Origin of the sequence: Pseudarthrobacter sp. WHRI 8279, assembly GCF_040224115.2 — a bacterium.
Classification (GTDB): Bacteria; Actinomycetota; Actinomycetes; order Actinomycetales; family Micrococcaceae; genus Arthrobacter.
This window is the reverse complement of record NZ_CP168162.1, coordinates 3,316,206-3,341,522: the sequence shown is the minus strand read 5'-3', so window position 1 is coordinate 3,341,522 and position 25,317 is coordinate 3,316,206. Positions and strand designations below refer to the sequence as shown.

Genomic DNA, 25,317 nt, shown 5'->3' with positions numbered 1-25,317 from the left:
TGCACATCGTACACGTGCCGCTCGAAGCTCGGTTTCGTTAGCCAGTGACTCGCGTCCAGAGTCCGCTCCCCTGCTCGGAGCTACTTTAGTCCTCGTTGGCTCCTGCACGGCCTCTCTGACTCCGACAATGACTTCGTTCCGGAGCGCGGCCCTTGTCCGCGTTCAGGGCTGCGACAGGCGCTGCAAGGGTTCACTATCGTGTGCCAGCCTGGCAGATCATAAGCCTGGACTTGATCGATAGTGGTTCACCGGCTCCTGACCTCGCTGATGCAGGGGTAAGACGGCGCTCTCTCCCCCTGTCTCTTTCCTTCTCGGGTCATTCTAGGCTGGTATTGCAGGCCGTGGAAATCGCTGTGGATAACTTTGTGGATAAGGAGGTGTCGGAAGGAAGCGCGTTTTACGGCCCTGTTGTTGCACGGCGTTGCCGGGCTGGCGGCAGGGTCTTGGGCCCCACGCAGGTGACCGATAGTGGGGCCCTCGGTGTTTCACGTGAAACACTCAGCCGGCTGCTGTGCTCGGCGCATCCAAGGCGGCATAAACAGCCCGGATACGTGTATTTCAAGCGACTTTCCCGCCCCGTAAGAGCCGCACAGCTCGAGAGCCTTGAGTCGTGAGCTACGACACTAGTTGCAGTCTGTGCTTGGTAGCCACATATCTTTCGATCTTCGTCAGATAGGTGGCGATGCCAAAGGCCTTTAGCCCTGTGGATATTGCTGTGAATACCCGCCGGTAGCTCTGTGGAAAACGCTGTGGATATCGGTCATGGTCCAGAACACCTGTTGGCTCTCTGGCGCTGTAGGAAGGTTAGCGTTGGTCATCATCGGCGTAGGCGCCTCAGGCCCTTCGCTTCTTTTGACGCGGGTGTGGCTTCCAAGTCAACGCCTACCTCAACGCTGCGCTCAGCAGTTGGGCCGGTGAGCTGAAACTGCACGTTTCCCCGGAAACGCCTGGATTCTTTCCTTTCGTACTCCTGCTGATGTCGTACACGCGGTTGGGGTCAGCAACTCCGCGTGCGCCTTTGCTGGGATCGGCCAGAGAAAGGGGCGGTCCTTTTGAGCAGCACGCCAGGTCGTGCGCGATGAGAACACATTGCACACAAGCCCCTTCTACGCGTCCCTGGCGCAGGCGAGAGGATCACGCTATGCAGAGCTGGCCCCTATATCGCTAGCGATATTGGGCTACCATCGGCGATTCTCGAGCTCACGTCCGATCAGTAGAATCGTACTGCCGGGTGCGGCGCCGTGTCTTTAAGGGGAGCATCGCGGTTTGAGGAGCACGGACCGCCGGCCGCGCATTCTGTTTCACGTGAAACATGGCCGCCCCCGTCTGGCCGCGCGCAGGTCAGTACTGCTGCGTGAACGCCGGGCCTGACTCCCAAGGGTCGGAAAGCGCACTTCTGTCCTGGCGTTGCACTGATGGAGTCCGCATCAGCGAGCGACTGCTGCCGTGACACACAATGTATTCGCACTACTGCAGGTCCACAGCAGCTGTCCCCTGGGCCTGAGCTCGCTTGAAGTCCATGGCTCTCTGATACCCGTATGGAGCGACGTGCATTTACGGGAAAACGTGGGGAGATCGCCCGGTGACCGCTAGCGTGGACAAAAGACTCAGTTCTGCAGCCGAGGGGCAACTGACCGCAGGGGGAACGTGCGTCTGCAAGTGACGTGGTTGACTGAAACCGTGGCACGTTGGGTCGCGGCTGCCCTCCAAGTCTGGTGAACAGCTCCCCTGTGCTTCTGACGCATGCGGCAGGGTGCACTGGGCATGCAGCCGAACCCAAAAGGTGCGCAGCCCGCCAATTCTGCCAGTGACATATGGGCATCAGGCTCTCGCCACGCACTTTCCCAGGGGCAGGGCGGGTAGGTTAGCGCTGGTTGCTTGCTATCCGTACCAACGTGCGCGCAGACGGTAACAGACCAAGGCAATTGTTCTAGCTTGTTCCTGTGGGCTCTGAAAAGAAGACAACATGTGATTGGGTCCGAGCTCTGCGTGTCAGTTGCTCAGCGGACACGATGTTTCACGTGAAACGCGGCACGGTCCGGCAGTGGCGACCGCGTTCTCCATACCACCGCAGAAGCTGCCCGGGTCTACTTCGTTTACCTCGCTAGAGTTCCTCCGGAGGACGATGGGCAGCCGGTTCCGCCTACGGGAGCCTATTCCGTCCAAGCAAGCGCTCTTGCTTGCCGTCGATTCTGAAGTGAGCGTATACGGGGCCCGGTGTCTTCGGGACTCTTAGCGCTATAGATCATCGTGTAAAGCGACTGGTTCCCCAGATGGCATCTGTTGAATGTTTTTGTGGATTTTCAGGACGTGCACCGAGGGCATGGAATCCCTCCGCTAGTTGTGAGGGCACACTACGCTTGGGCATCAGAATTGAGCCGAGAAGCGCGTAGCATTTGTGCTCGAGCCGCGAGCAGGCGAACCCAGAGTCACGTTTCACGTGAAACAGGCACCACCGTTACTCAGTGAAGGCCCTGCAGCGGGCAAGACATGGCTACGTTGCAGGCAATGTGGGGACAAAAAAGTGGCCACCGCTGTGCAGTGGCCACTATTCTGTTCAATTCAGGCGAAATAAAATCCTTAGGACAGTACGTCTGCGAATTCCTTTTCGAAGAACTGCTTGGGCTTGGCGCCGATGACTGTGCTCTTCACTTCCCCACCCTGGAAGAGGTAAACAGCGGGGATTGAGGTGATGCCGTATTCCGCAGCGATAGCCGGGTTATCGTCGACGTTTACCTTGACCACGTCCACCTTTTCGCTGTACTCGACAGAGATCTCATCGAGGATCGGGCCCAGTTTGCGGCAGGGACCGCACCACTCAGCCCAGAAATCAACGATTACCGGCTTTTCTGAGGACAGTACGTCCGTGCTGAAGCTGGCGTCTGTTACGTCTTTGGCGTTACTCATTAACCTGATCTCTCTCTTCGGATATCGTGACGGTACTTACGCGGGCAAGTCTGCGAGGTAGTGCTCAACGTCGATCGCCGCAACACAGCCGGAGCCTGAAGCAGTGATCGCCTGGCGGTAGGTGGGATCCACCACGTCGCCGGCAGCAAAGACGCCGGGAATGCTGGTCCTGGAGCTGCGGCCTTCCACGGCGATGGTGCCCTCCGGGGTGAGGTCCAAGACATCCTTGACTAAATCGGTTCGGGGGTCGTTGCCGATCGCTACGAACACGCCCGTAACTGCAAGATCTGAAATGCTTCCGTCAAGAAGATTTTTCACCTCTAAACCGGTCACCTTTTCGTCGCCGATGACGTCATCCACTGTGCTGTTCCAGACGAAGCTGATCTTCTCGTGGGCAAGGGCGCGGTCAGCCATGATCTTCGAAGCTTTCAGGGAGTCCCTGCGGTGAACGACGGTTACCGACCTGGCGAACTTGGTGAGGAACAGGGCCTCCTCCATCGCGGAGTCACCGCCGCCGATCACGGCAATGTCCTGATCCTTGAAAAAGAAACCGTCGCAGGTTGCACACCAGCTAACACCATGCCCGGACAGGCGCTTCTCGTTCGGAAGGCCCAACTCACGGTATGCCGAGCCTGTTGAGAGGATAACCGCCTTCGCCTTGAAGCTTTCGCCCGTTGCAATGGTGACCGTCTTTACCGGGCCTTCAAGGTCAAGGCTGGTGACATCCTCGAACTGGATCTCTGTGCCAAAGCGGACAGCCTGCTTTTCGAAGTTTTCCATCAGGTCTGGGCCCATGATCCCTTCCGGGAAGCCCGGATAGTTTTCAACATCCGTTGTGTTCATGAGTTCACCGCCGGCAGTGACGGAGCCGGCCAGCAGCAGCGGCTTCAGGTTGGCACGGGCCGTGTAGACAGCAGCCGTGTAGCCCGCCGGGCCGGAGCCGACAATAATGACATCACGTACGTCGGACGCGGTGTTTTCTGCGATGGTCACTGAACGGTGAACCTCTTCCTTGGTTGACGCGCCCCTCGTGGAGGCCGGCCACATGGCACAACTGCTACTTGTTGCTGATTATTCCGGCGCCCGGACACGGTGACATACCGGCAGACAGCGGGCCGCCGTCACCGTAGGCGCTCTTCCAAGGTTACCGCCCCCACGGCAGCGCGCCTTGTGTTCCTCCGGTCCGCGGCCTTAGTCCCCCGGGTACTTCCGGTGGGGGTGAAGGCCGAACCCTGGACCGGAGGAAATTGGCTACTGGACCTTGATCTCCGCCAGCCTGATGCCGAATCCGTAGCGTGTCTTGGGAGCAGCCAGCCGGGGCAGGGAGTTGATGGAGACAATGACGTACTCGGCTTCTACCGGCTCCGCCAACGGCATGGTGAGGTCTGTCGAGGTGAAGCTGTTGGTGCCAACTGCTTTGGCGCCATCGAGTGAAGGACGGTCGTTGGTGTACACGGTGATGTTGCCACCGGAGCCGCCCAGCTGCGAAAGGGTGATGGAGGATACCTGGGCGGGCTGCTCGAGCTTCACCACGAGGGGGACGCCCTGTGGGGCCAGTCCGCCCCAGTTCTCGGTGGCAAACTCCATATCGGACCAGAAGCTCGCGGCGTTCCCGTCGTATGCCCTCACGAGGTCCCCATCAAAGGTGGCAGCAAAATCGAAGTTGCCCTGCCTGGTGATGCTCTCGATGGCTGGCGGCACAGCGGGAGGGGCGGTTGTGGGCGCCTGCGTGGCAGCTGCCGTGTCTTCGGGCGCGCTGCTGTTGGTGCTGGCTGCCGTGGGCCCTGCCTGTGGCTGGGTGGAAAACAGGCTGCCCAGGTTGGTCACGGCAAACACAAGCCCGGCAATAAGCACTACGGCCAGCAGTCCGCCAACCAACCAACGCATGGACCGGGGCTCGCGGGCAGGCTCGTCACGGTCGTCGTCGTCATAGCGGCCCTGATCGGGGAAGGACGCACCAGCGGCAGCGGCCGGCGCAGCCGAACGCGCAAAAACGGAAGACTTCTTCTTTGCAGGTCCAGGATTGTCGTCGGTGGACGGGCCAGCCGGGGAATGCTCTTCAGCATTCGCATAATCGTCGTCGGACCACAGGGACACTTTCGGCTTCCCGCCAGGCGAGCCGGGAGATCCTTGCGCAGGTCCTACAGCGGGACGGGGCGCAGTCTGGTGATCCTCCGGGTGTCCGGATCGATCGGAACCGGAGCCTGTGGCGGCACCGGCCGCCAGAGCTCCCCCTGCTGCAGCTGCCCTGCCAACCGGGGACGCACCGTTGGACGTCCGGCCGGTGGACGGCGCGCCAGCAGGACGGACTGGCGGTTTCGGCGGTACAGCCGGTGCTGCGCGGTAGGGATCGACCTGGCTGGGGTGGTTGTCCGAGTAGTTGATGTAGCCGGCTTCTACATGGTCCTCATCGTCGTAGGGTTCCGGCTCGTTCGAGCGTGGCTGCCCAAAGATTTCGCTTCCCAGGGTGTCCGTGAAGAACGGCTCTACGTAGGGAGGGTTGGAGGCGACCACCAGGTCCAGCAGATCCGCTGCCGAGGTGTGGTTGGTGATGAGGTAGGTGGCTGCCTCGCTCATGCCGAGGTCCAGGACCTGGACGGTGCCGGGGCGTTCGCCGGTGGCTACTTCGCGGGCACTCTGGGCAACCTGTTCGGTGTTGCCGGGGCCGGCCACCAGTATGCTGACGGGACGGTTCAGGACCTGATCCACACCGTCCAGCACCAGATCGTGGTCGTGCGAGGCCAGTACCGTGGCAGTGACCTTGTAGCGGCCGCCCAGTACTGATCCGACATCGATCGGGTTGGACACGTGTTCCTCCTAGACTGTCCGGGATTGCCGGCTTGAATGATGCAACCATCGTCCAGGAGCAGGCGGGCGCCTGACCCCTGGATGCAACTACCCTGTACCTTTTCGATCCTAGCCGATTGCGTCCCTTGCACCTTGGACAAAGGCGGCCGGGAACCGCTGGAACATCACTTTTTCCGGGGGTGCCTTGACTTGAAATGTGGGTTCTCGCCGGGCTTCCCCTGGAAGGTGCGGCGCCCTGGCAGGGGGATCTGCTCCCGCAGCAATCCTCCCCGCGCGGTGCTGGGCTGGTCCTCCCCGGGGAGGTAGCCGCCGTCGGGCCTTGGCGTGCCATCACCGTCGAGGGGCTCCTTCCGCTCCCCGTGCTCCGGAGCCGGTCCGGCCCTGAAGGAGACAGCATCGAACTCGCCGGAAATCCTTGGGATGAGGCCCGTGTCCACAGAGGTGGTGGCGCGCTCCGGGTCTGGACGCCCCCGCGAGCCGGACGGCGCATCAGAAGGCGAACCGGATGGGGAGTCCGACGGCGTGGTCCCTCCTCCGGCGGGAGGCGCGGCCGGTCCGCCGCGCCCCAGGCGGCCGAGGAGGGGCCGGAGCAGGTCGCGCAGCTCGGAGACACGGAACAGCTTGAGCAGGAAGAAATAGACGACCAGCATCACCGGGCCCACCACGATGAGGGTGATAAGGGCTGTGAGCCTGTCGCGCCAGGCAAACCCGTCAGGACTGTAGCTCCCCAGCAGCCAGAGGGCGCCGGCTCCGGCGATGGCTGAACCCAGCGCTGCATACCCCATGCGGATATAGGAGTTGGCGATCCGTGGCCCGTCCAAATGCCCCAGGAGGCGCCGCAGGAACCAGGCGCTGATGACCACCGAAAGGATGTTGCCCACCATGTAGAGGACCGCGATGGCGTAAATGATCTGGGTGACGGGCAGGAACTGGATGGCAAAGGCACCTGCCACATAGACAATTGCCAGGAGCAGCTGGACGTAGAAGGGCGTCCGCGCGTCCTCGTTCGCGTAGAACACCCGCGACATCATGAAGTTCGCGCTCATGAACGGCGTGCTCAGCGCCAGGATGGTGAGCGTCTGGGCCAGCATCACGCCGTCCTGCCGGAGCCCGCCCGAGAAGAACATTCCCAAGGGACCCGCCAAGGCGAAGAGCGCCAGGGCACCAAACACGGTTGCCACCGCCATGGTCCGCAGGCCGTGCGAGAGGGCATCGCGCAGCTCGTCGCGGTTGCCGTCCTGGGAAGCCCGGGTCATGCGGTTGAACAGCACCGTGGCCAGCGACAGGGCAATGATGGAGTGCGGCAACAGGTAGAGCTGGCTGGCCACCTCCAGCACGGCGTTGCCGGGCAGCATGTAAGCCGCGGGGTCCCCCGCCTGCTGCAGCCTGATGCGTTCAGCGCCGGGAATGGTGGCGATACGCATGACGTACAGGAAGGCGAGTTGGCCGACGGCGGCGGTCAGCAGGGTCCAGACGCTCAGCCTGGCTGCCTGGCCCAGTCCCACCCCGCGCCAGCCGAAGCGCGGCCGGATGCCCAGCTTGAGCCGCATCACGGGGATCATCAGGATGGCTGTCTGGGAGATGACGCCGATGGTGGAGAACCCGGCTACCAGCAGGGTCTGGGTCTCGCCCCAGTTGTCCAGGGTGTGCGGATTCAGTTCGTTGGCACCGAAAATCCAGATGAACATTCCCAGCCCGGCAATGGCCACCAGGTTGTTAAGGATGGGCGCCCACATGGCGGGCCCGAAGGCTCCGTTGGCGTTCAGGACCTGGGTCAGGAGGGCGTAGAGGCCGTAGAAGAAGATCTGCGGCAAGCACCAGAAGGCGAAGGCCACGGCCAGCGCTTTCTGCTGCGGCGTGTAGCCCTGGGTGGTCAGTTCAATGACCCAGGGGGCAGCCAGCGTCACCAGCGCCGTCAGACCCAGCAGGAGCAGCACAGCCAGCGTCAGCAGCCGGCTGATGTAGTCCGCTCCCCTGTCCGGAGCCTTGCTTGCCTTGATGATCTGCGGCACCAGGACGGCGTTGAATACCCCGCCTGCTACCAGCAGGAAGATCAGGTTGGGCAGGTTGTTGGCGTTGATGAACGTGTCATTGACGGTGGAACCCAGGCCGAGCGCCGTACCCAGCATCCAGGTCTTGCCAAAGCCCAGGAACCGGGACACGAGCGTCCCGGCGGCCATGACGGCGCTGGACCGGGTTTCACTGGCAGCCACAGCGCCAGGGCTGCTGTCCGCGGCGGCCGGTTCGGGGGGAACGCCGTCCGGGACGGAATTGCCGGGCCGGCCGGCTTTATCGGAAGGAAAGTTGGTTGCTGACATCGACTTCATCGTCTCACCCGAAGGCGGTTAAAGCCGCAACGCCGGCACCCTGCGCCCGGATACCAGCAGTCCTACAGGTGCTCCGGCAGGACCTCGCGGGCGAGGTCGGCGATCCGGCGCTCATTGGGGAAGGACAGCTTCCGGGCCAGCTCCTGGATGGGAACCCATGCCACGTCCACGGCTTCCTGGTCCGGATCGTTCTCGATGGTCAGTTCGCCGCCCGTTGCGCGCAGTAGGTAATGGTGGACCGTTTTGTGGACCCGGTGGCCGCTGACCGTAAACCAGTAGTCAATGCTTCCGAGGGGCGCGAGGATGTCCCCCTCGATGCCGGTTTCCTCGGCGATTTCCCTTACCGCGGCCTGCTCGTTGTTTTCCTTGCCCTCCGGATGGCCCTTGGGCAGGCACCATTCCAAACGTCCGCCGCGGTTAAGGCGGGCAATAATCGCAACCCTCATCTCGGCGTCGGACGTGTCCACTACAACGCCGCCGGCTGAGACTTCCTCAACCGTAGGCAGCGATGCCGGTGCCGCATGCTGGGCGGGCGCAACGTGCGCACCGATTGCCGAGGGCAATGGTGCGTTCGTCCTCCTGCCTGGAGCGCTCGGTACTGGTTGGGCCATGGAGTCCACTCTAACGACTGTTGCCCGCTCGTGATGACCGGAACATGACACCAACATGGACTGCATATGACGCACTTTGCCGGCGGTGGAGTGATTCCGCACGATCTTGACCGTATTTTGGCCTGCCGACGCGCTGGTTTCTGACAAGCTTAAGTAACTATGGCTCACGCACATCACAAGACTGATTCCCAGACCGTCGATTTCCAGGTGGACCCGGTGGTCCTGGAGCTCGGCCAGCGCTTCGTGGACGCCGGCCACGAGCTGTCGCTGGTGGGCGGGCCGGTGCGCGACCTCTTCCTGGGCCGGACCTCCCCCGACCTGGACTTCACCACCGACGCCACCCCGGACCAGACGGTGGCCCTCATCAAGAAGTGGGCGGACAACTACTGGGAGATCGGCCGCGCCTTCGGCACCATCGGCATGCGCAAGGCAGGCTTCCAGATCGAAATCACCACCTACCGGGCAGAGGCGTACGATCCCGATTCCCGCAAGCCCGTGGTGGCCTTCGGTTCCTCCTTGACTGATGACCTGCTCCGGCGGGACTTCACCATCAACGCCATGGCCCTGAAACTGCCCTCCCTGGAACTGGTGGATCCCTTCGGAGGCGTACGCGACCTGCATGCCTCCGTGCTGGCTACCCCCAGGGCACCGGAAGCCTCCTTCTCGGATGATCCGCTGCGGATGATGCGCGCGGCGCGCTTCGCTGCCCAGCTGGGTGTTTCCGTCCACGACGACGTCCGGCAGGCCATGACGCAGATGGCCGAACGGATCACCATCATTTCCGCCGAACGGGTACGGGACGAACTGGTCAAGCTCATCTGCGGCGCCCGTCCGCGGGTCGGCGTGGATCTGCTCGTGGACACGGGCCTCGCCGAGTTCGTGCTGCCGGAGGTTTCCGCCCTGCGGCTGGAATCGGACGAGCACCACCGGCACAAGGACGTCTACCAGCATTCCCTCCAGGTACTGGAACAGGCAGCGGAGCTGGAGACGGACAGCGAGGGCCCGGTGCCCGGTCCGGACTTTGTGCTGCGCTTCGCAGCATTGATGCACGACGTCGGGAAGCCGGCAACGCGCCGCTTCGAACCGGGCGGCGCGGTGAGCTTCCGTCACCACGACATGGTGGGAGCAAAGCTCACCTCCAAACGCATGAAGGCGCTGCGTTTCGATAACGACACCACCAAAGCCGTGGCCCGCCTCGTGGAACTCCACATGCGCTTCTACGGCTACGGGGATGCAGACTGGAGCGACTCTGCAGTCCGCCGCTACGTGACCGATGCCGGGCCCCTGCTGGAACGGCTGCACCGGCTCACCCGATCGGACGTCACCACCCGCAACCAGCGGAAAGCCGAACGCCTCGCCTTCGCCTATGACGACCTCGAAGCCCGCATCGCCGCCCTTCGGGAGCAGGAATCGCTGGATGCCGTGCGCCCGGATCTTGACGGCGCCCGGATCATGGCCCTGCTGGGCATCAAACCCGGTCCGGTAGTGGGCCGTGCCTACAAGTTCCTGCTGAATGAGCGGATGGAGAACGGTCCCCTGCCGGCGGAGGAAGCGGAAGCACGGCTGCTCCGCTGGTGGGCAAGGCAGCCGGAATCGGCGCCTGCCGAACCCACACCTCCTGCGCCTGGCGCTGGAACGTCCCCCGCCGCCGTCGAGCCGTCCCCTTCTGAGGAGTCCAAGTGACCATTCCTGCCCTTGCCCCCCGGCCCCAGCTCTGGATACTGCGCCACGGCGAGACCGAATGGTCCAAGAGCGGCCAGTACACCGGGCTTACGGATCTTCCACTGACCGTCGAGGGTGAACAGCAGGCCGTGGAGGCCCGGAAGGTGTTGGACCCCGTGGACTTCGACCTCGTGCTCACCTCGCCGTTGAGGCGCGCACGGCGTACGGCCGAGCTTGCCGGCTTTCCCGACGCCCAGCACGAACCCTTGGCGGTGGAGTGGAACTACGGCGATTACGAAGGGATCAGCTCGGACCTGATCCGCAAAGACAATCCCGACTACCTCATCTGGACCCACGGCGTTCCCAACGGCGAAACGCTGGATGAAGTTGCGGCCAGGGCGGACAAAATTATCGGCCGCGTGCTCGAGTCCGGCATGGACAATGTGCTGATTGTGGCCCACGGCCACTTTTCACGGATCCTTACCGCGCGCTGGCTGGAATTGCCGCCTGCCGAGGGCCGCCATTTCATTCTGGGTACTGCAAAGGTGTGCACACTCGGGTGGGATAAAAAGACGCCCGCGATCGTCCGCTGGGGCCTTTAGCAGCGAAAACCAAAAATTAATTGGATAAATTCCAGCTATCTAGTAGCGAATCATCCAACCAGTAGTGTAATTTTATTCCTGTTCCCAGGGCGTCCTGCCGGGATCACGGCGCACGCTGCCCGGGCCTTAGCCCCAGCCGCGGCAGAGCAGAAAAGGAGGTTGGGACAATGATTACTTTGACTAGCGGACGGAAGCTGACCATCACCGCTGCCCCGGCCACTGATGCTTTTGTGCGCCCCCTCTGGGATTACGCCGGCTCCTAGCCGCTACTCCCGCCTGGATCTCCGGGCAGCAGCGTCCTTTCCCCGGGCCTTGGATCGGCAGGGCACCAACCTGCGCATTGCAGGTGCGGCCACTGTGACCGATTTTCCCGGAACACGGAATCTTCCTGCCTATTCTTTTGCCTATTGCCCTGATCATCGGCAGCTTTAGTGCCCATTTTCGGGTAATTGGCGTCTAATTCTTTCTGCCAATATTCGCACCGCCATAATTCCCTGCCTCAATTTTATCCGGCTAGGAGGGGCCTAATTGCCGTGCCCAAATGTAGGCGCACGCCCTCAACTGAAGGAGGTGATTGCCATGAAGAAGTTCAGAAAACTCCTGCTTCCCGCCCAAGGACGGCGCAGCATCCGGAGGAAGTTCAATGAGACGCTGCTGGAAAAGCAACGCGAGGACGTGTTCGTCCTGATGCACCAGCAGATCGGCGGAACCCGCTAAGGAACCTGCGGGGGCGGTCCGGGACAGCTGCGAAAAGAACTGCCTCAGCCAGGAGCTGCCGTGGATATCAGCGAACCTGTGGCCGGAGCCCACGCGGCGGCGCGTGGGCTCCCCGCCCGGGCGTCCAAACGGCTTCGGGGTGCGGCGGTAAGCTCGAAGACATGGAGGACACCCAGCCGCCCGAGCATCGAGGAAGGCTGCGCCTTGTTGTTCCAAGCCGCAGCGATGTCCTGCTGAGGAACTTCACGGAAGTGGTGGGCGGACCCCTCGGATCCCGGACCGCTCCAGGGATCGTTTCCCCCGGCGTCTTCAGCGTGGAACGGGTACTTGTCCTGCTGACCGTTTTGGCGGCACTGGCGGGCATCCTGCTGAAGGGATACTGCCGCGCCAACGGGTGGGAATCCCCCACCCAGTTTTACGCCACCTGCTACTCCGACTTCCCTGAACTGTTCCGCAACCGCGGACTGGCAGACGGCAACTTCCCCATCCTGGGAACAGGGAGCCAGTTTGAATACCCTGTCCTGACGGCCCTTATCGCCGGGGTTACGGCGTGGCTGGTCCCCGGCACCGGAACCCCGGATGCCCGGATACTTGCCTACTTCGATATCAATGCCGCTCTTCTGGCCGCCGCCGCGGCGGTCACGGTGCTAACCACCGCCCGGATGAGCGCCCGCCGGCCCTGGGACGCGGCCATGGTGGCTTTGGCGCCGGGCATCATCCTGGCCGGCACAATCAACTGGGACCTCTGGGCGGTGGCCCTCCTTGCCGTGGGCATGTACTTCTTCTCCCGCGAGCGACTGGTGCTGGCCGGCGTCTTTATCGGTCTTGCCACGGCAGCAAAGCTGTATCCGCTGCTTATTCTGGGCGCCATCCTCCTGCTCGCCATCCGGACCGGACGCTTCCAGCCCTTCCTCAAGACCGCTGGGGCTGCCGCTGCCTCGTGGGCCCTTGTCAACCTCCCCTTCGCCGTCACAAATTTCCCTGGCTGGGCCTACTTCTTCCAGTTCTCGGCGGACCGCGGCGCCGGATACAGCTCACCCTGGTTTGCCTACAACCTGGTGCTGGGCAGGCTGAGGGGGCAGGAGCTCAGCGGTGCAGCCGTAGACCTGCTGTCCCTCGGCCTGTTCGTGGTGGGGTGCGCCCTCATCGCCGTGATTGCCCTGACCGCGCCGCGCCGCCCGCGCCTGGCCCAGCTTGTCTTCCTGGTTGTGGCGGCCTTCATCCTGACGAACAAGGTCTACTCGCCGCAGTTTGTCGTGTGGCTGATTCCTCTCCTGGCGCTGGCCAGGCCGCGGTGGCGCGATTTCGTGGTCTGGCAGGGCATCGAAGGCCTGCACTGGGCCGCAGTATGGATGTACCTTGGACAGGTGACCAGCGCCGGCTCCTCGCAGCACAACCTGGATATGCCCTACTACGTCCTTGCCGTGGCAGCGCACATGCTGGCCGTCGCCTACCTGATGGCACGGGTTGTCTGGGACATCTACGACCCCACCTACGATCCCATCCGCCGGCACCACCTCGACGATCCGCATGGCGGGCCGTTCACCGGCGCGCCGGACCGGTTCCGGCTGAACCTGCGCCGCCGGACAGGCACCACGCTCCCGCGGAAGGCAGCATCAGATGCCTGACGTAACGGTGGTGGGCGCAGGACCCAACGGGCTGGCCGCCGCGGCAGTGATGGCAAGGGCAGGGCTTGCCGTGGAGGTCTTCGAAGCCGCGCCTGTGGTCGGCGGCGGAACCCGCACTGCCGAACTTATGCAGCCGGGCCATTTCCATGACGTCTGCTCCGCGGTTCATCCAATGGCCTTGGCCTCGCCCTTCTTCCGGGCTTTCGAGCTCTCACAGCGGATGGAACTTGTTACTCCCGAGCTTTCCTTTGGATCACCGCTGGACGGCGGCCGGTCAGCCCTCGCCTACCGGTCGCTGGACCGGACAGCGGCTGGACTCGGCAGGGACGGCGCGGCGTACCGGCGGCTGATGGGCCCCATCGTGCGGAATATCGACGACGTCATGGACTTCACGCAGAACCAGCTCTTCCGCCTTCCCCGCAATCCTGTGGCCGCGGGCATTTTCGGCCTGCGGACCCTGGAGCAAGGTTCGGGACTCTGGAATGCCCGGTTCCGGGAGGAAGCCGCTCCTGCGCTCCTCAGCGGTGTTGCGGCCCACGCCGTGTCCCACCTTCCGTCCCTGGCCGCTTCCGGGGCAGGGCTGATGCTCGGAGCACTGGGCCACGCGGAAGGGTGGCCCATTCCCCTGGGTGGTTCTGCTGCCATCGCCGCCGCCCTGGCAACGGACATAGAGGCACATGGCGGCATCCTCCACACCAACGCCCCGATAAACCGGTTGACTGACCTTCCGCCCGCGCGTGCCACCCTCCTCGATGTTGCGCCGCGTGGACTGGTGGACATGGCCGGCGACTCCCTTCCCGGGCGCTACCGCAGAGCCCTGGAGGCCTTCCGCTACGGGAACGGCTCGTGCAAGGTGGACTTCATCCTCTCCGGCCCCGTGCCGTGGGAGGCTGCGGAACTGGCTGACGCCGGAACAGTCCATGTTGGCGGGACCAGGGCGGAACTCGCGCACGCGGAAAACGAGGTCAGCATGGGCCGGCACCCCGAGCGCCCTTACGTGCTGGTGGCCCAGCCCTCCCGTTTCGATCCGCGGCGTGCTCCCGCCGGGCGCCACACCCTGTGGACCTACTGCCACGTGCCGGCTGGGTCAACCAGGGACATGGCGGAAGCCATCACCGCACAGCTGGAGAGGTTCGCCCCCGGTTTCAGGGACCTCGTGGTGGACACCAACGTGGTGACCGCGGCCCAGCTGGCCGAGTACAACCGGAACTACATCGGCGGGGACTTCAGCGCGGGCACCATGGACCTCCGCGGCCTGGTCCAGCGGCCAGTGGTGTCCCGGCACCCTTGGCGCACCCCCATGCGCGGCGTCTACCTTTGTTCCTCCTCCACGCCGCCCGGTCCCGGTGTTACCGGTATGCCCGGGCTGCACGCGGCAACCCATGCGCTGAAGGACATATTCCAGCTGCCCGTTCCGGCGTTGGGCCTGGGCGCGCCGTAGCCAAAACGCAACACTTCCAGGCCCTCCCGGTGGCCAATTCCACCTGCTGTGCGGGGTGATAATGGCCGGATGGGGAAATCAACAAAACTTTCTGTTGCCGTAGCTGCGCTCATCCTGGGAACTTCGCTGGTGGCCTGCGACGACGGCAGGAGCGGCGCAGAAGCCGCAGCACAGCAGTTTGCCACAGCAGTTTCGGGACTCGATGTGGCGGGGGTGGCCTTCGACGGCAAGGACGCCGCTGCCGCCAACGATCAACTGCGCGGCGTCTTCAAAGCACTGGATCCACAGAAGCCCGAGGTTGAAGCAGGCGCCGTCACCCTGGACGGGGACAACGCCTCAGCTCCCTTGAACTACACCTGGAAGTTCGGGGAGGCCGAGTGGAAATACACCGTCCCGGCCAACTTCAAGAAGTCCGGGGACAAATGGCTCACGGTCTGGAACCCGGCAACCCTGGCACCCGGCCTCGCGGACAGCGAGATCCTGGCCAAGGGGTCCCAGTCCCCGCCGCGCGCGGACATCCTTGGGGCCGGGGACGTGCCCCTGGTCACCTACCGTCCGGTGGTGAACGTCGGCATAGACAAACCGCAGCTGGGCGCTGCCGATCCCGCCGACTCCGCCACCAGGCTTGCTTCCCTCGTGGGGGTCGACCCTGCCGGCTACGTCCAGCAGGTGCAGGCTTCCGGTGCTGAAGCCTTTGTTTCGGCGATCACCCTGCGTGAAGAGGGCCGGACCATCACCAATGAGCAGATCGCAGCCATCCCTGGTGCCCGTGCCATACCTGCCTCTGTGCCGCTGGCACCCAGCCGGACCTTCGCCCGCGCCGTGCTCGGCACCGTGGGAGAGGCCACTGCTGAACAGATCGAAGCCTCGGAGGGCGCCCTGGCGGCGGGCGATGTCACCGGCATCGGCGGGTTGCAGCAGCAGTACGACGAACAGCTCAGGGGGACGGACGCCGTCGTGATCCGCGCGCAGCGCGCCGACCTGACCCGCGAACAGATCCAGTCCGCGGCAACGGACCCCCGGCGGGTGCTCTTTGAAGTCGCGCCGGAGCCCGGTACTCCGCTGAAGACAACCATCGACCCGGCCCTGCAGGCACTGGCGGAGACCACCCTGGAGGACGTGAGACCGGCATCGGCAATCGTGGCGCTGCGCCCTTCCAGCGGTGCCGTGCTGGCCGTGGCATCGGGTCCCGGCAGCAACGGCTACAACACGGCCATGCTGGGCCAGTACGCCCCGGGATCGATCTTCAAGATGGTGGATTCCCTGGCCATGTTCCGCAACGGGCTGACCCCCGATTCCAAGGTTGAGTGCACGCCGACCCTCACGGTTGACGGGCGCACCTTCAAGAATGCCGACGGTTATCCCGAGGGCTCCCTGGGTTCCGTCAGCCTCCGGGACGCTTTTGCACATTCCTGCAACACGGCGTTCATCGCCGCCCGGGACACCGTGTCACAGGGACAGCTCGAGGCCGCCGCCCTGGCCATGGGCATCGCTGTCGAAGCACCTTCACTGGGCGCCGACGCGTTCCTCGGATCGGTCCCCGGCGAGGCGGCCGGGACGGAGCATGCCGCCTCCATGATCGGGCAGGGCAAGGTGCTGCTTTCTCCCTTGGCGGCGGCCATGATGGCCGGTTCCGTGGCCAAGGGCGCACCGGTGTCACCACAGCTGGTCCTGAATCCCGACGGCGGTGCTGCCGCGGCCGGCACGACGAGCGGTTCCACGGCACCGGCAGCCCAGCCTTCCGCGTCCGCTACGGCGGAACCGCCGTCGACGGCGTCGGGCGAGCCGATTACCGCTGCCGAGGCCACTGCCCTCGGTGACATGATGCGCGCCGTGGTCACCTCCGGCCACGCAGGATTCCTTTCGAGCGTTCCCGGGGCACCCGTGGGGGCAAAGACCGGCACCGCTGAATACGGCAAAGAAAACCCGCCGAAGACGCATGCCTGGATCGTGGCTGTCCACGGCGACCTGGCAGTCGCCGTGTTCGTGGAGGACGGCGGACTGGGAGCGACGACGTCCGGGCCGCTGCTGAAGGAGTTCCTCACCGCAGCCGGGTAGTTTTTGTCCATGTATGGCGACTTCGCTGCCGGCAGATTCATATGGTGGTTGCAACGTTCTGATTGATGGAGCGTTTGATGCCGAAGTTGTTTCCTGTCCATGTTCGTGATGATTTTCTTGATTTGGTGTGCTCCGGCGCGTCCGTCAGTGAGGCTGCACGGCGTGTCGGAGCCTCGCGCGGGACCGGGAAGAAGTGGTGGGCCGAGTCTGGTCAGATGACGCTGAGCATCTCGGCCCATGGCGGCCTGGCAGATCCTGCCCCGTCCGTGGAGGTCTCCTGCGGGCGGGCACTAAGCGAAGCCGAGAGGGGGATGATCCAGATGGGCCGGCAAGCCGGGATGAGCTACGCGAAGATCGGTGCGGCCATCGGACGGGACAAGTCCGTCATCTGGCGGGAGGTCAACCGCAACTGTGACGCCGAGGGCAGGTACAACGCTAAAGTCGCGCACACCAGAGCCCATCAGGCACGCCGCCGGCCCAAGCCCTTCAAGCTCATCGAGGACGAGGATTTGTGCCGGCTGATCGCGGTGTGGATGGACGATGGGTGGAGTCCGAAGCTGATCTCGTCGATGCTGGCGTTTTACTTTGCCGGTGACCAGACTATGCAGGTGAGCCACGAGACGATCTACCAGGCCCTGTATGTCCAAACCCGCGGAAGCCTGCGGAAAGACCTGGCCGAAAACCTCAGCCTGAAACGTAAACAACGCATCCCCCACACCGCCGACCGGCTCAAGAGCAGCCCCTACAAGGAGGCGTTCAAGATCAGCGAACGCCCCGCCGAGGTCCAGGACCGGGCGGTCCCCGGGCACTGGGAAGGTGACTTGATCATCGGTTCTGACGGGACCGCGATCGGCACTCTCGTGGAGCGCTCAACCCGGTTCACGATCCTGCTGCACCTGCCCGGGGACCATACCGCCGAAACCGTCGCCGCCGCGATGATCCGGGAAATGGCGAACCTCCCGGAGCACCTGCGCCGCTCGATCACCTGGGACCGCGGCACAGAACTCGCCGGCTACGCGAAGATCCAGACCGCGCTGGAAACCACGCTCTATTTCTGCGACCCGCACTCGCCCTGGCAGCGCGGCACCAATGAAAACACCAACCGGCTCCTGCGGTTCTGGTTCGAAAAAGGCTCCGACCTCTCGGCCCATACCCCTGAGGACCTCAACCGCATCGCGGCAAAGCTCAACCGCCGCCCCCGACCGACCCTCAACCTCGATACCCCAGCCAACCGGCTAAACCAGCTGCTGCAAGCGGCCTAACCACCCCGCGTTGCTCCCACCACTTGACATTGCCGCCGGCAAAGTCGCCATAAGTGGACAAAAACTCTCCGTCGTGGCCGTGGGAAGATGGAGTACGTGGCCCATATTGACGTTTCCGGCATAGATTACTTCCTCTCCGATGGCACCCAGCTGCTCAACGGGGTCACCTTCAAGGTCCCGGACGGCACCAAGACCGCCCTGATCGGCCCCAACGGCACCGGGAAGACCACCCTTTTCCGCATCATCGCCGGTGACCTGGTCCCGGATGAAGGCGTGATCGGGCGTTCGGGGAACATGGGCATCATGCGGCAGTTCGTGGGCCAGGTCCGGGACGATTCCACCGTCCGGGACCTGCTGGTATCCGCTGCCCCGCCTGCGCTGGCGGCAGCGGCGCGTGAGGTGGACGACGCCGAGCTGGCCATGGTGGAGCACGACGACGAGCCCAGCCAGATGCGGTACGCCCAGGCCATCGTGGACTGGGGAGACGCAGGGGGCTACGACGTCGAAACCGTCTGGGACGAGGTGTGCATGGCCGCGCTGGGACTTCCCTTTGACCGCGCGCAGCACCGCCCGGCGTCGAGCCTTTCCGGAGGCGAGCAGAAGCGGCTGGTTCTCGAAGCGCTTTTTGCCGGGCCGGACGACCTCCTTTTGCTGGACGAACCGGACAACTACCTCGACGTTCCGGGCAAGCGGTGGCTTGAGGAGAAGCTGAATGAATCCAGGAAAACAGTCTTCTTCATCAGCCACGACCGTGAGCTGCTGAACAACGCCGCGGGGCGCATCGTCACGCTGGAACCAGGCATCAACGGTGCCGGCGCCTGGATCCACGGCGGCGGGTTCGGCTCCTACGTGGAGGCGCGGGCAGACCGGAACGCCCGTTTCGAGGAACTGCGGAAGCGGTGGGACGAGGAGCACGTCAAGCTCAAGGAACTCGTCAACATGTACAAAAACAAGGCTGCATTCCGCTCGGACATGGCCAACCGGTACCACGCTGCCCAGACCCGCCTGGCGAAGTTCCTGGAAATTGGGCCCCCAGAGGCCCTGCCCATCGAGCAGAATGTGCAGATGCGCCTCAAGGGCGGGCGGACCGCCAAGCGTGCCATCGTGGCGGAGAAACTGGAACTGACCGGGCTCATGAAGCCCTTCTCCACCGAAGTATGGTTCGGTGACCGCGTCGGCGTCCTGGGCTCCAACGGCTCGGGCAAGTCGCACTTTCTCCGGCTGCTGGCAACGGGAGGGACCGATCCTGAGCGGGAGCACCTGCCCGTTTCCGACGTCGAAATCGCCGAAGTGCCGCACGAGGGCACGGTGAAACTTGGCGCCAGGATCCGTCCCGGGTTCTTTGCCCAGACCCACGTCCGGCCTGACCTCCTTGGCAAGACGCTGCTGGAAATCCTGCACCGTGGTGATGAGCACCGTTCGGGACTCGGACGCGAAGCAGCGGCCGGGGCTCTGGACGGTTATGGACTGGCGGGGCAGTCGGAGCAGAAGTACGAGTCCCTCTCCGGCGGGCAGCAGGCACGGTTCCAGATCCTGCTGCTGCAGCTGAGTGGTGCCACTTTGCTGCTCCTTGACGAACCGACGGACAACCTGGACCTTCACTCGGCCGAGGCACTTGAGAAGGCCATTGACCATTTCGAAGGCACCGTCCTCGCAGTGACCCACGACCGCTGGTTCGCGCGCACCTTCGACCGCTTCCTGGTGTTCGGATCCGACGGCAAGGTGTACGAATCTGCCGAGCCGGTATGGGACGAAAAGCGCGTGGAGCGCGTCCGCTAACCCAGCATGATCAAATGATCAGAAGTTGCTATCATTTGATCATGAAGACTGACGAGCGGCACCGCGCTATTGCCGGGCTGCTCCGCAAGCGCCATGAGGTGACCGTGGAGGAGCTGACGGTGGCCTGCGACGCCTCGGGCGCCACCATCCGGCGGGACCTCGAGGTCCTGGCAGCGAACGGCGTCCTCCGCCGCGTCCACGGCGGGGCGCGGAGCCTGATCGGCCGCGGCGAAAATCCGGGCTACGGCCAGCGCGAGCTGGAGGACCAGGACGCCAAACGGCGCATCGCGGCTGCGGTGGCAGGACTATTGGCGCACCGTGAACACGTCTGGCTGGATAGCGGCAGCACAGCTGCGGAGGTGGCGCGCGCGTTGGGCGGCAGGGACCTGACCGTCATGCCGATGTCCCTCAGGTCGCTGACCATCCTCGCGGGCGAAGAACCCACCGCGGGCACCCGTCCTGCCCTGCTGCTGCCGGGCGGCAGCCTTGTCCCCGGCGAGCTGTGCTTCCGCGGCCCGCTCGCCGAATCCAACATCCGGTCACTGCGCTTCGATACCGCCGTTGTTACACCGTGCTCTGTGGACCTCGACGCCGGCCTCCTGGCCCACGACATCGATGATGCGGCAGTGAAACGTGCCGGGCTGGAATCCGCCGGCCGGGTAGTGGTGGCAGCCGCCGCCTCCAAATGGGATGCACAGGCCCGGGCACTGGTTGCCGGGCTGGAACGGGTGGACGTCCTGGTGACCGATAAGAGCTTCAGCGCCCAAGACCGCGCGCAACTCGACAAATACTCCCTGGAAGTAGTGACTGTATGAGCATCAACACCGGAACAGAGCAGCACGCTGGACTGAACGCCGCTGCCGCAGCCACCTTTGTGGTATTTGGCATCAACGGCCTGGTCTTTGCCAGCTGGGCCGCGAGGATTCCCGCCGTCACCGAGACCCTGGAGATCACCTCCGGCCAGATGGGCACGCTGCTGCTGTGCACCGCCGTGGGTTCGCTTCTCGCCCTCCCCACTGCGGGCCTCGTGGTGGGCAGGATCGGGACCGCCAACACCGCACGTTTCGGCGGCAGCCTGGCGGCCCTTGCGGGGGTAGGAATCGCGGCGTCGCTCTCTGTTGCCTCCATTCCGGGGACGGCGGTTTCCCTGTTCTTCTTCGGGATAGCCATCGGCCTCTGGGACGTAGCCCAAAACATCGAAGGCGCCGACGTGGAACACAAGCTGCGGCGCACCATCATGCCCCAGTTCCACGCAGCCTTCAGCGGCGGTGCCTTCGTCGGCGCTCTGATCGGCGCCGGACTCTCGAACCTGGGCGTCGGCCTTCCCCTGCACCTGCTGGTCATCGCCGGCGTGGTGGTACTGGTAATGCTGACCGCCCCGCGCTACTTCCTCCCGCACATCTCCAACGCCACACCTGATGGAGAACCAAAGGCAGCAAAAGGCCCGTCAGCCTGGCGCGACAGCCGCACCCTGCTCATCGGCATCGTGGTCCTGGGGGCAACACTGACGGAAGGGGCGGGCAATGACTGGATCGCCAAAGCCTCCGTAGACGGCCTGGGCACCTCAGAATCCACCGGCGCCCTGATGTTCGCGCTCTTCGTCCTTGCCATGACGGCAATGCGCTTCCTTGGCGGCCGCGTCATCGACAAGTACGGCCGCGTTGCCGTCCTGCGGGCAAGCATGGCTGCCGCAGCGGCCGGGCTCTGCCTCTTCGTGCTGGCAGGAAACGTGTGGCTTGCCGCCGTTGGAGCTGCCTTGTGGGGAGTTGGCGCAGCGCTGGCCTTCCCCATGGGCATGTCCGCCGCTGCGGACGATCCCAGGCATGCCGCCGCAAGGGTGTCTGTTGTATCCACGCTGGGTTATATATCGTTCCTCGCCGGGCCTCCGCTCCTGGGGTACCTGGGCGACCTCACCGGAATCCACCTGGCGCTCCTGGCCATCCTCGCCCCGATCCTCCTGGCGCTCCTGCTCGCAGGAGTGGCTAAGCCCCTTAAGGCCGGTTAACGCCGCGCACGGGCTGGTCCGGCAGACAGGAAAATTCGCTTTGCGTGCGCGGTAGGGTGATGGAATGCAGAGCAAATGGCGCCGGGGCCATCGATGGATCAGCCGCCTGGACAGATACCTGGTGCGGCATGTTTCGGATCTCCCGGGAGGGAACCATGATGCCTTCTTCCGCCGGCTCTCCGCCTCTGCCAATCACGGCAAGCTTTGGATCGCCGCTGCTGCAGCGATGGCTGCCTTTCCGGGACGGCCGCGCCGTGCGGCGCTGCACGGCCTTATAGCCCAGGCAGTGGCTTCGGCGGTTACGAACGTTGTCTTCAAAACGCTGCTCCCCCGGACGCGGCCGCTGCCGGAACATCTTCCGGTCTTCCGGTTCGTCCACCCCCAGCCGACGAGTTCCTCAATGCCATCAGGCCACTCCGCGTCTGCCGTCGCCTTCGCGGTTGGAACGGGACTCGTCCAGCCCGGGATTGGGGCCGCATTGGCACCGGTGGCGGCGGGGGTCGCCTACTCACGCGTCCACACCGGAGCGCACTGGCCTTCCGATGTGTTGTTCGGCTCCGCCTTGGGCGCCGGCGCTGCCCTCGTGACGCGGAAGTGGTGGCCGGTACGCCCCCCTTTTCCCCAGGTGGCGCGCAGCAGGACGCCGGCGCCCGAACTCCCCGGCGGCACGGGTCTGAGCATCGTGGTTAACACCCTCGGCGGATCCTTCACGGAGGAAACGGCCGCGGCCCTGCAGGAAGTATTCCCAAACGCCCATATTAATTCCGTCCATCCCGACCAGGACCTGCTGCAGGAAATCCGGCTTACCGCGGAACATCCCGGCACCCGTGCGCTCGGGGTATGGGGCGGTGACGGTACGGTCGGCGCTGCGGCCGCCGCGGCCGTCGAGCATTCCCTTCCCCTCCTGGTACTCCCCGGCGGCACCCTGAACCACTTTGCCCGGGACGCCGGCACCGGAAGCCTCAAGGAGGCTGTGGCCGCCGCATCCAGGGGAGAAGCGGCGCTGGCGGACCTGGGGATCGTCACGGTGGAGCGCGGACTGGCTGGCAGCCCGGAAAAGGCACAGTTGACCATGCTGAACACCTCCAGCGTTGGCCTGTACCCGAATTTCGTGCGCCGCAGGGAACAACTGCAGCCTGCGCTGGGAAAGCCCTTGGCCGGCGTAGTGGCGATGCTCCGCACGTTCGCGGCAGGAACCCCGCTCACCCTCACTGTCGACGGCAGGCGGCACAAAGTGTGGATCGCATACGTTGGAAGGGGCCGGTTCTACCCGCGCGACCACGCGCCCTTGTTCCGGCCCGTCATGGACGACGGCGTGCTCGACGTCCGCATGATCACGGCCGACGAATCCTTCGCCCGGATGCGGCTTCTGTGGTCCGTGCTGACGGGCACGGTGTCCACCTCGCGGATTACCCACCTCTCAGAGGCAACACGGGTGCGGATCGATGCCGGCGGGTCACCGATGGCTTTGGCAGTGGACGGTGAGGCACTGGCCGGCGTCCGCAGCGTTGAGTACACAGTGCGCCGCCGGGCCCTTTCCTACTACTCGCCGCAGCCCCAGTGACTTCCCGGTCATCCAAGGGGACTACCCTGAGCTGTCCCTGAATCATCCCTGAGACCGGCGCAATCCATCCCGGCCGTGGGTAGCGTGGTGCGTACCAGTCTTCTGCAGGACATCCCGCAGTCCACAGCTTTCGTTCGAAGGAACATTCCATGATTGAGGCAACAGGGCTGACCAAGGTCTACGGCGATAAAACCGCCGTGGACGGGGTCAGTTTCACCGTCCAGGCAGGCCGCGTCACCGGTTTCCTGGGACCCAACGGCGCAGGAAAATCCACCACCATGAGGATGATCATGGGACTGGATCGGCCGACGTCAGGTTCGGTCACCGTGAACGGGGTGCCGTTTGCGCAGCATGCCGCACCCCTGCGTGAAGTGGGCTCCCTCCTCGATGCCAAGGCCGTCCACACCGGCCGCACGGCGTACAACCATCTCCTGGCCATGGCCGCGACCCACAGTATTCCAAGGAAACGGGTCCAGGAGGTCATCGAGATGACCGGACTGGGGGAAGTGGCGAAGAAAAAGGTGAAGGGGTTCTCCCTTGGCATGGGACAGCGGCTGGGCATTGCCGCCGCACTGCTGGGCGACCCGCAGACCATCATCCTCGACGAACCGGTCAACGGCCTGGACCCGGAGGGCGTGGTCTGGGTGCGGAACCTGGTGAAGTACCTGGCCTCGGAAGGGCGGACAGTATTCCTGTCCAGCCACCTGATGAGCGAGATGGCCATGACCGCAGACCACCTGATTGTCATTGGCCGGGGCAGGATCATTGCCGATGCCCCCATTGGTGAAATCATCACCGGCAAGGGCCAGTCCCGCGCCCGGGTCCGGACGGACCAGCCGGAGCAGCTCATGCGCCTGCTGGCGGCCGACGGCGTCTCCGTGAAAATCCAGGACCACGAACTCCTTGAGGTTGCCGGCCTGCCCGCCAGGGACATCGCCCGGACAGCGCTGGACAACCGGATCATGGTCTACGAGCTCACGCCGCTCCAGGCAAGCCTCGAAGAGGCGTACATGGAACTGACCAAGGACGAGGTGGAGTACCACTCCCTCATCACCACGGGAGCTGCGGCGCCCACCCAGACCGGAGGACAGCAATGAGCACAGCAGCACTTCAATCCCGCCGGCAGCAGGGCACGCCCGGGCCCGGTTTCCTGCGCGTCCTCAACTCGGAGTTCATCAAGTTCCGGACCCTGCTCTCCACGCTGATCCTGGTGGCATCCACCGTGCTGGTGATGGTGGGCTTTGCGGCCCTGAACGCGTGGGGCATCGGACAGTTTTCGGAGGCAGCCCGGAACGACCCCCAGGCAGCCGCCGCCTTCGCTGCCCAGGGCGGCGACCTTACGGCGGGAATCCCCACGTCTGGCATCGCCTTCGCCCAGCTCATCATCGGATCGCTGGCGGTTCTGCTCATGAGCTCGGAATTCACCACCGGGATGGCACGGTCCACCTTCACGGCGGTTCCCAAACGTACGCCGGCCTTCATTGCGAAGCTGATGGTGGTGACGGCGTGCGCATTCGTGGTGACCGTGGTGTCATCCCTCCTGGCCTACGTGGCGGCAACCCCCATCCTGGACAACTACGGCTTTGACATAGACCTGGGCTCCGAACACTCCCGCCGCCTCCTGCTGGTCAGCGGCCTGTATGTGGCTGCAGTAGCGGCAATCGGCCTGTCCCTTGGAACTCTCCTGCGCAACTCAGCAGGAGGCATCATGTCCCTGGTGGGGCTGTTCTTCGTCGTCCCCATCGCCTTCCAGCTCATCCCCGGGGAGTTCTTCGAGGAAGCGCGGAAGTACCTGCCGGACAGCCTTTTCGAGCGGATCGTGACAGCTGCCCCCGCTGAGGACGCCCTGCAGGTCTGGCAGGCCTGGACATGGCTGGGCGTGTGGGTGGTTGTTCCGGTGGCGGCAGCCATGATCGTGCTGAAGAAGCGCGACGTCTAGCACCCCC

Annotated in this window: 18 protein-coding genes; 13 read left to right on the top strand and 5 right to left on the bottom strand. The window is 64.3% G+C overall.

Annotation, left to right across the window (positions count from 1 at the left end; translation table 11 throughout):
* Nucleotides 1-2,580: 2,580 nt before the first annotated feature.
* The 5 genes from trxA to ABRP28_RS15340 all read right to left on the bottom strand — a co-directional run bounded on the left by trxA (nt 2,581) and on the right by ABRP28_RS15340 (nt 8,605).
* A complete protein-coding gene (gene trxA / locus ABRP28_RS15360; protein WP_188810651.1) occupies nt 2,581-2,907 on the bottom strand; it encodes a thioredoxin in 327 nt (108 codons plus the stop codon).
* Nucleotides 2,908-2,943: 36 nt separating this feature from the next.
* Nucleotides 2,944-3,900, bottom strand: a complete 957-nt coding sequence (gene trxB, locus ABRP28_RS15355; RefSeq protein WP_350004127.1) for a thioredoxin-disulfide reductase — start codon at nt 3,898-3,900, stop codon at nt 2,944-2,946.
* 258 nt (nt 3,901-4,158) lie between these two features.
* A complete protein-coding gene (locus ABRP28_RS15350) occupies nt 4,159-5,715 on the bottom strand; it encodes an ABC transporter substrate-binding protein (protein WP_350004126.1) in 1,557 nt (518 codons plus the stop codon).
* A 164-nt stretch (nt 5,716-5,879) separates the two neighbouring features.
* The gene (gene murJ, locus ABRP28_RS15345; RefSeq protein WP_350004125.1) at nt 5,880-8,033 is read right to left on the bottom strand and encodes a murein biosynthesis integral membrane protein MurJ; all 2,154 of its coding nucleotides are present in this window, start codon (nt 8,031-8,033) and stop codon (nt 5,880-5,882) included.
* 71 nt (nt 8,034-8,104) lie between these two features.
* Nucleotides 8,105-8,605 carry an NUDIX hydrolase gene (locus tag ABRP28_RS15340; RefSeq protein WP_350004124.1) on the bottom strand — a complete coding sequence of 167 codons (501 nt, stop codon included), beginning with the start codon at nt 8,603-8,605 and terminating at the stop codon, nt 8,105-8,107.
* 207 nt (nt 8,606-8,812) lie between these two features.
* Between ABRP28_RS15340 and ABRP28_RS15335 the strand changes: the two genes are divergently transcribed.
* The 13 genes from ABRP28_RS15335 to ABRP28_RS15275 all read left to right on the top strand — a co-directional run bounded on the left by ABRP28_RS15335 (nt 8,813) and on the right by ABRP28_RS15275 (nt 25,310).
* Complete coding sequence (locus ABRP28_RS15335; protein ID WP_350004123.1) at nt 8,813-10,336, top strand: CCA tRNA nucleotidyltransferase; 1,524 nt, start codon at nt 8,813-8,815, stop codon at nt 10,334-10,336.
* On the top strand, nt 10,333-10,917 hold the full coding sequence (locus ABRP28_RS15330) for a histidine phosphatase family protein (protein ID WP_231454169.1): 585 nt from the start codon (nt 10,333-10,335) through the stop codon (nt 10,915-10,917). The genes ABRP28_RS15335 and ABRP28_RS15330 overlap by 4 nt, the downstream gene beginning before the upstream one ends.
* A 579-nt stretch (nt 10,918-11,496) precedes the next feature.
* Nucleotides 11,497-11,634: a hypothetical protein gene (locus ABRP28_RS15325; protein ID WP_350004122.1), complete on the top strand. Its 138-nt coding sequence runs from the start codon at nt 11,497-11,499 to the stop codon at nt 11,632-11,634.
* Between the two features lie 161 nt (nt 11,635-11,795).
* A complete protein-coding gene (locus ABRP28_RS15320) occupies nt 11,796-13,262 on the top strand; it encodes a glycosyltransferase 87 family protein (RefSeq protein WP_350004121.1) in 1,467 nt (488 codons plus the stop codon).
* Nucleotides 13,255-14,703, top strand: coding sequence for an NAD(P)/FAD-dependent oxidoreductase (locus ABRP28_RS15315; RefSeq protein ID WP_350004120.1), 1,449 nt, complete (start codon nt 13,255-13,257; stop codon nt 14,701-14,703). The genes ABRP28_RS15320 and ABRP28_RS15315 overlap by 8 nt, the downstream gene beginning before the upstream one ends.
* A 69-nt stretch (nt 14,704-14,772) precedes the next feature.
* Nucleotides 14,773-16,761, top strand: a complete 1,989-nt coding sequence (locus tag ABRP28_RS15310) for a penicillin-binding transpeptidase domain-containing protein (protein WP_350004119.1) — start codon at nt 14,773-14,775, stop codon at nt 16,759-16,761.
* A 77-nt stretch (nt 16,762-16,838) separates the two neighbouring features.
* Complete coding sequence (locus tag ABRP28_RS15305; RefSeq protein ID WP_374152828.1) at nt 16,839-18,023, top strand: IS30 family transposase; 1,185 nt, start codon at nt 16,839-16,841, stop codon at nt 18,021-18,023.
* Between the two features lie 96 nt (nt 18,024-18,119).
* Complete coding sequence (locus ABRP28_RS15300; RefSeq protein ID WP_350003408.1) at nt 18,120-19,802, top strand: ATP-binding cassette domain-containing protein; 1,683 nt, start codon at nt 18,120-18,122, stop codon at nt 19,800-19,802.
* Nucleotides 19,803-19,843: 41 nt separating this feature from the next.
* Nucleotides 19,844-20,617, top strand: a complete 774-nt coding sequence (locus ABRP28_RS15295; protein WP_350003410.1) for a DeoR/GlpR family DNA-binding transcription regulator — start codon at nt 19,844-19,846, stop codon at nt 20,615-20,617.
* Nucleotides 20,614-21,807, top strand: a complete 1,194-nt coding sequence (locus ABRP28_RS15290) for an MFS transporter (RefSeq protein WP_350003412.1) — start codon at nt 20,614-20,616, stop codon at nt 21,805-21,807. Before ABRP28_RS15295 ends, ABRP28_RS15290 begins: the two co-directional genes overlap by 4 nt.
* Nucleotides 21,808-21,871: 64 nt before the next feature.
* Nucleotides 21,872-23,371, top strand: a complete 1,500-nt coding sequence (locus ABRP28_RS15285) for a phosphatase PAP2 family protein (RefSeq protein WP_350003414.1) — start codon at nt 21,872-21,874, stop codon at nt 23,369-23,371.
* 149 nt (nt 23,372-23,520) lie between these two features.
* A complete protein-coding gene (locus ABRP28_RS15280) occupies nt 23,521-24,468 on the top strand; it encodes an ATP-binding cassette domain-containing protein (protein ID WP_350003418.1) in 948 nt (315 codons plus the stop codon).
* Nucleotides 24,465-25,310 carry an ABC transporter permease gene (locus ABRP28_RS15275; RefSeq protein ID WP_350003420.1) on the top strand — a complete coding sequence of 282 codons (846 nt, stop codon included), beginning with the start codon at nt 24,465-24,467 and terminating at the stop codon, nt 25,308-25,310. The genes ABRP28_RS15280 and ABRP28_RS15275 overlap by 4 nt, the downstream gene beginning before the upstream one ends.
* The last annotated feature ends 7 nt before the right edge of the window (nt 25,311-25,317 follow it).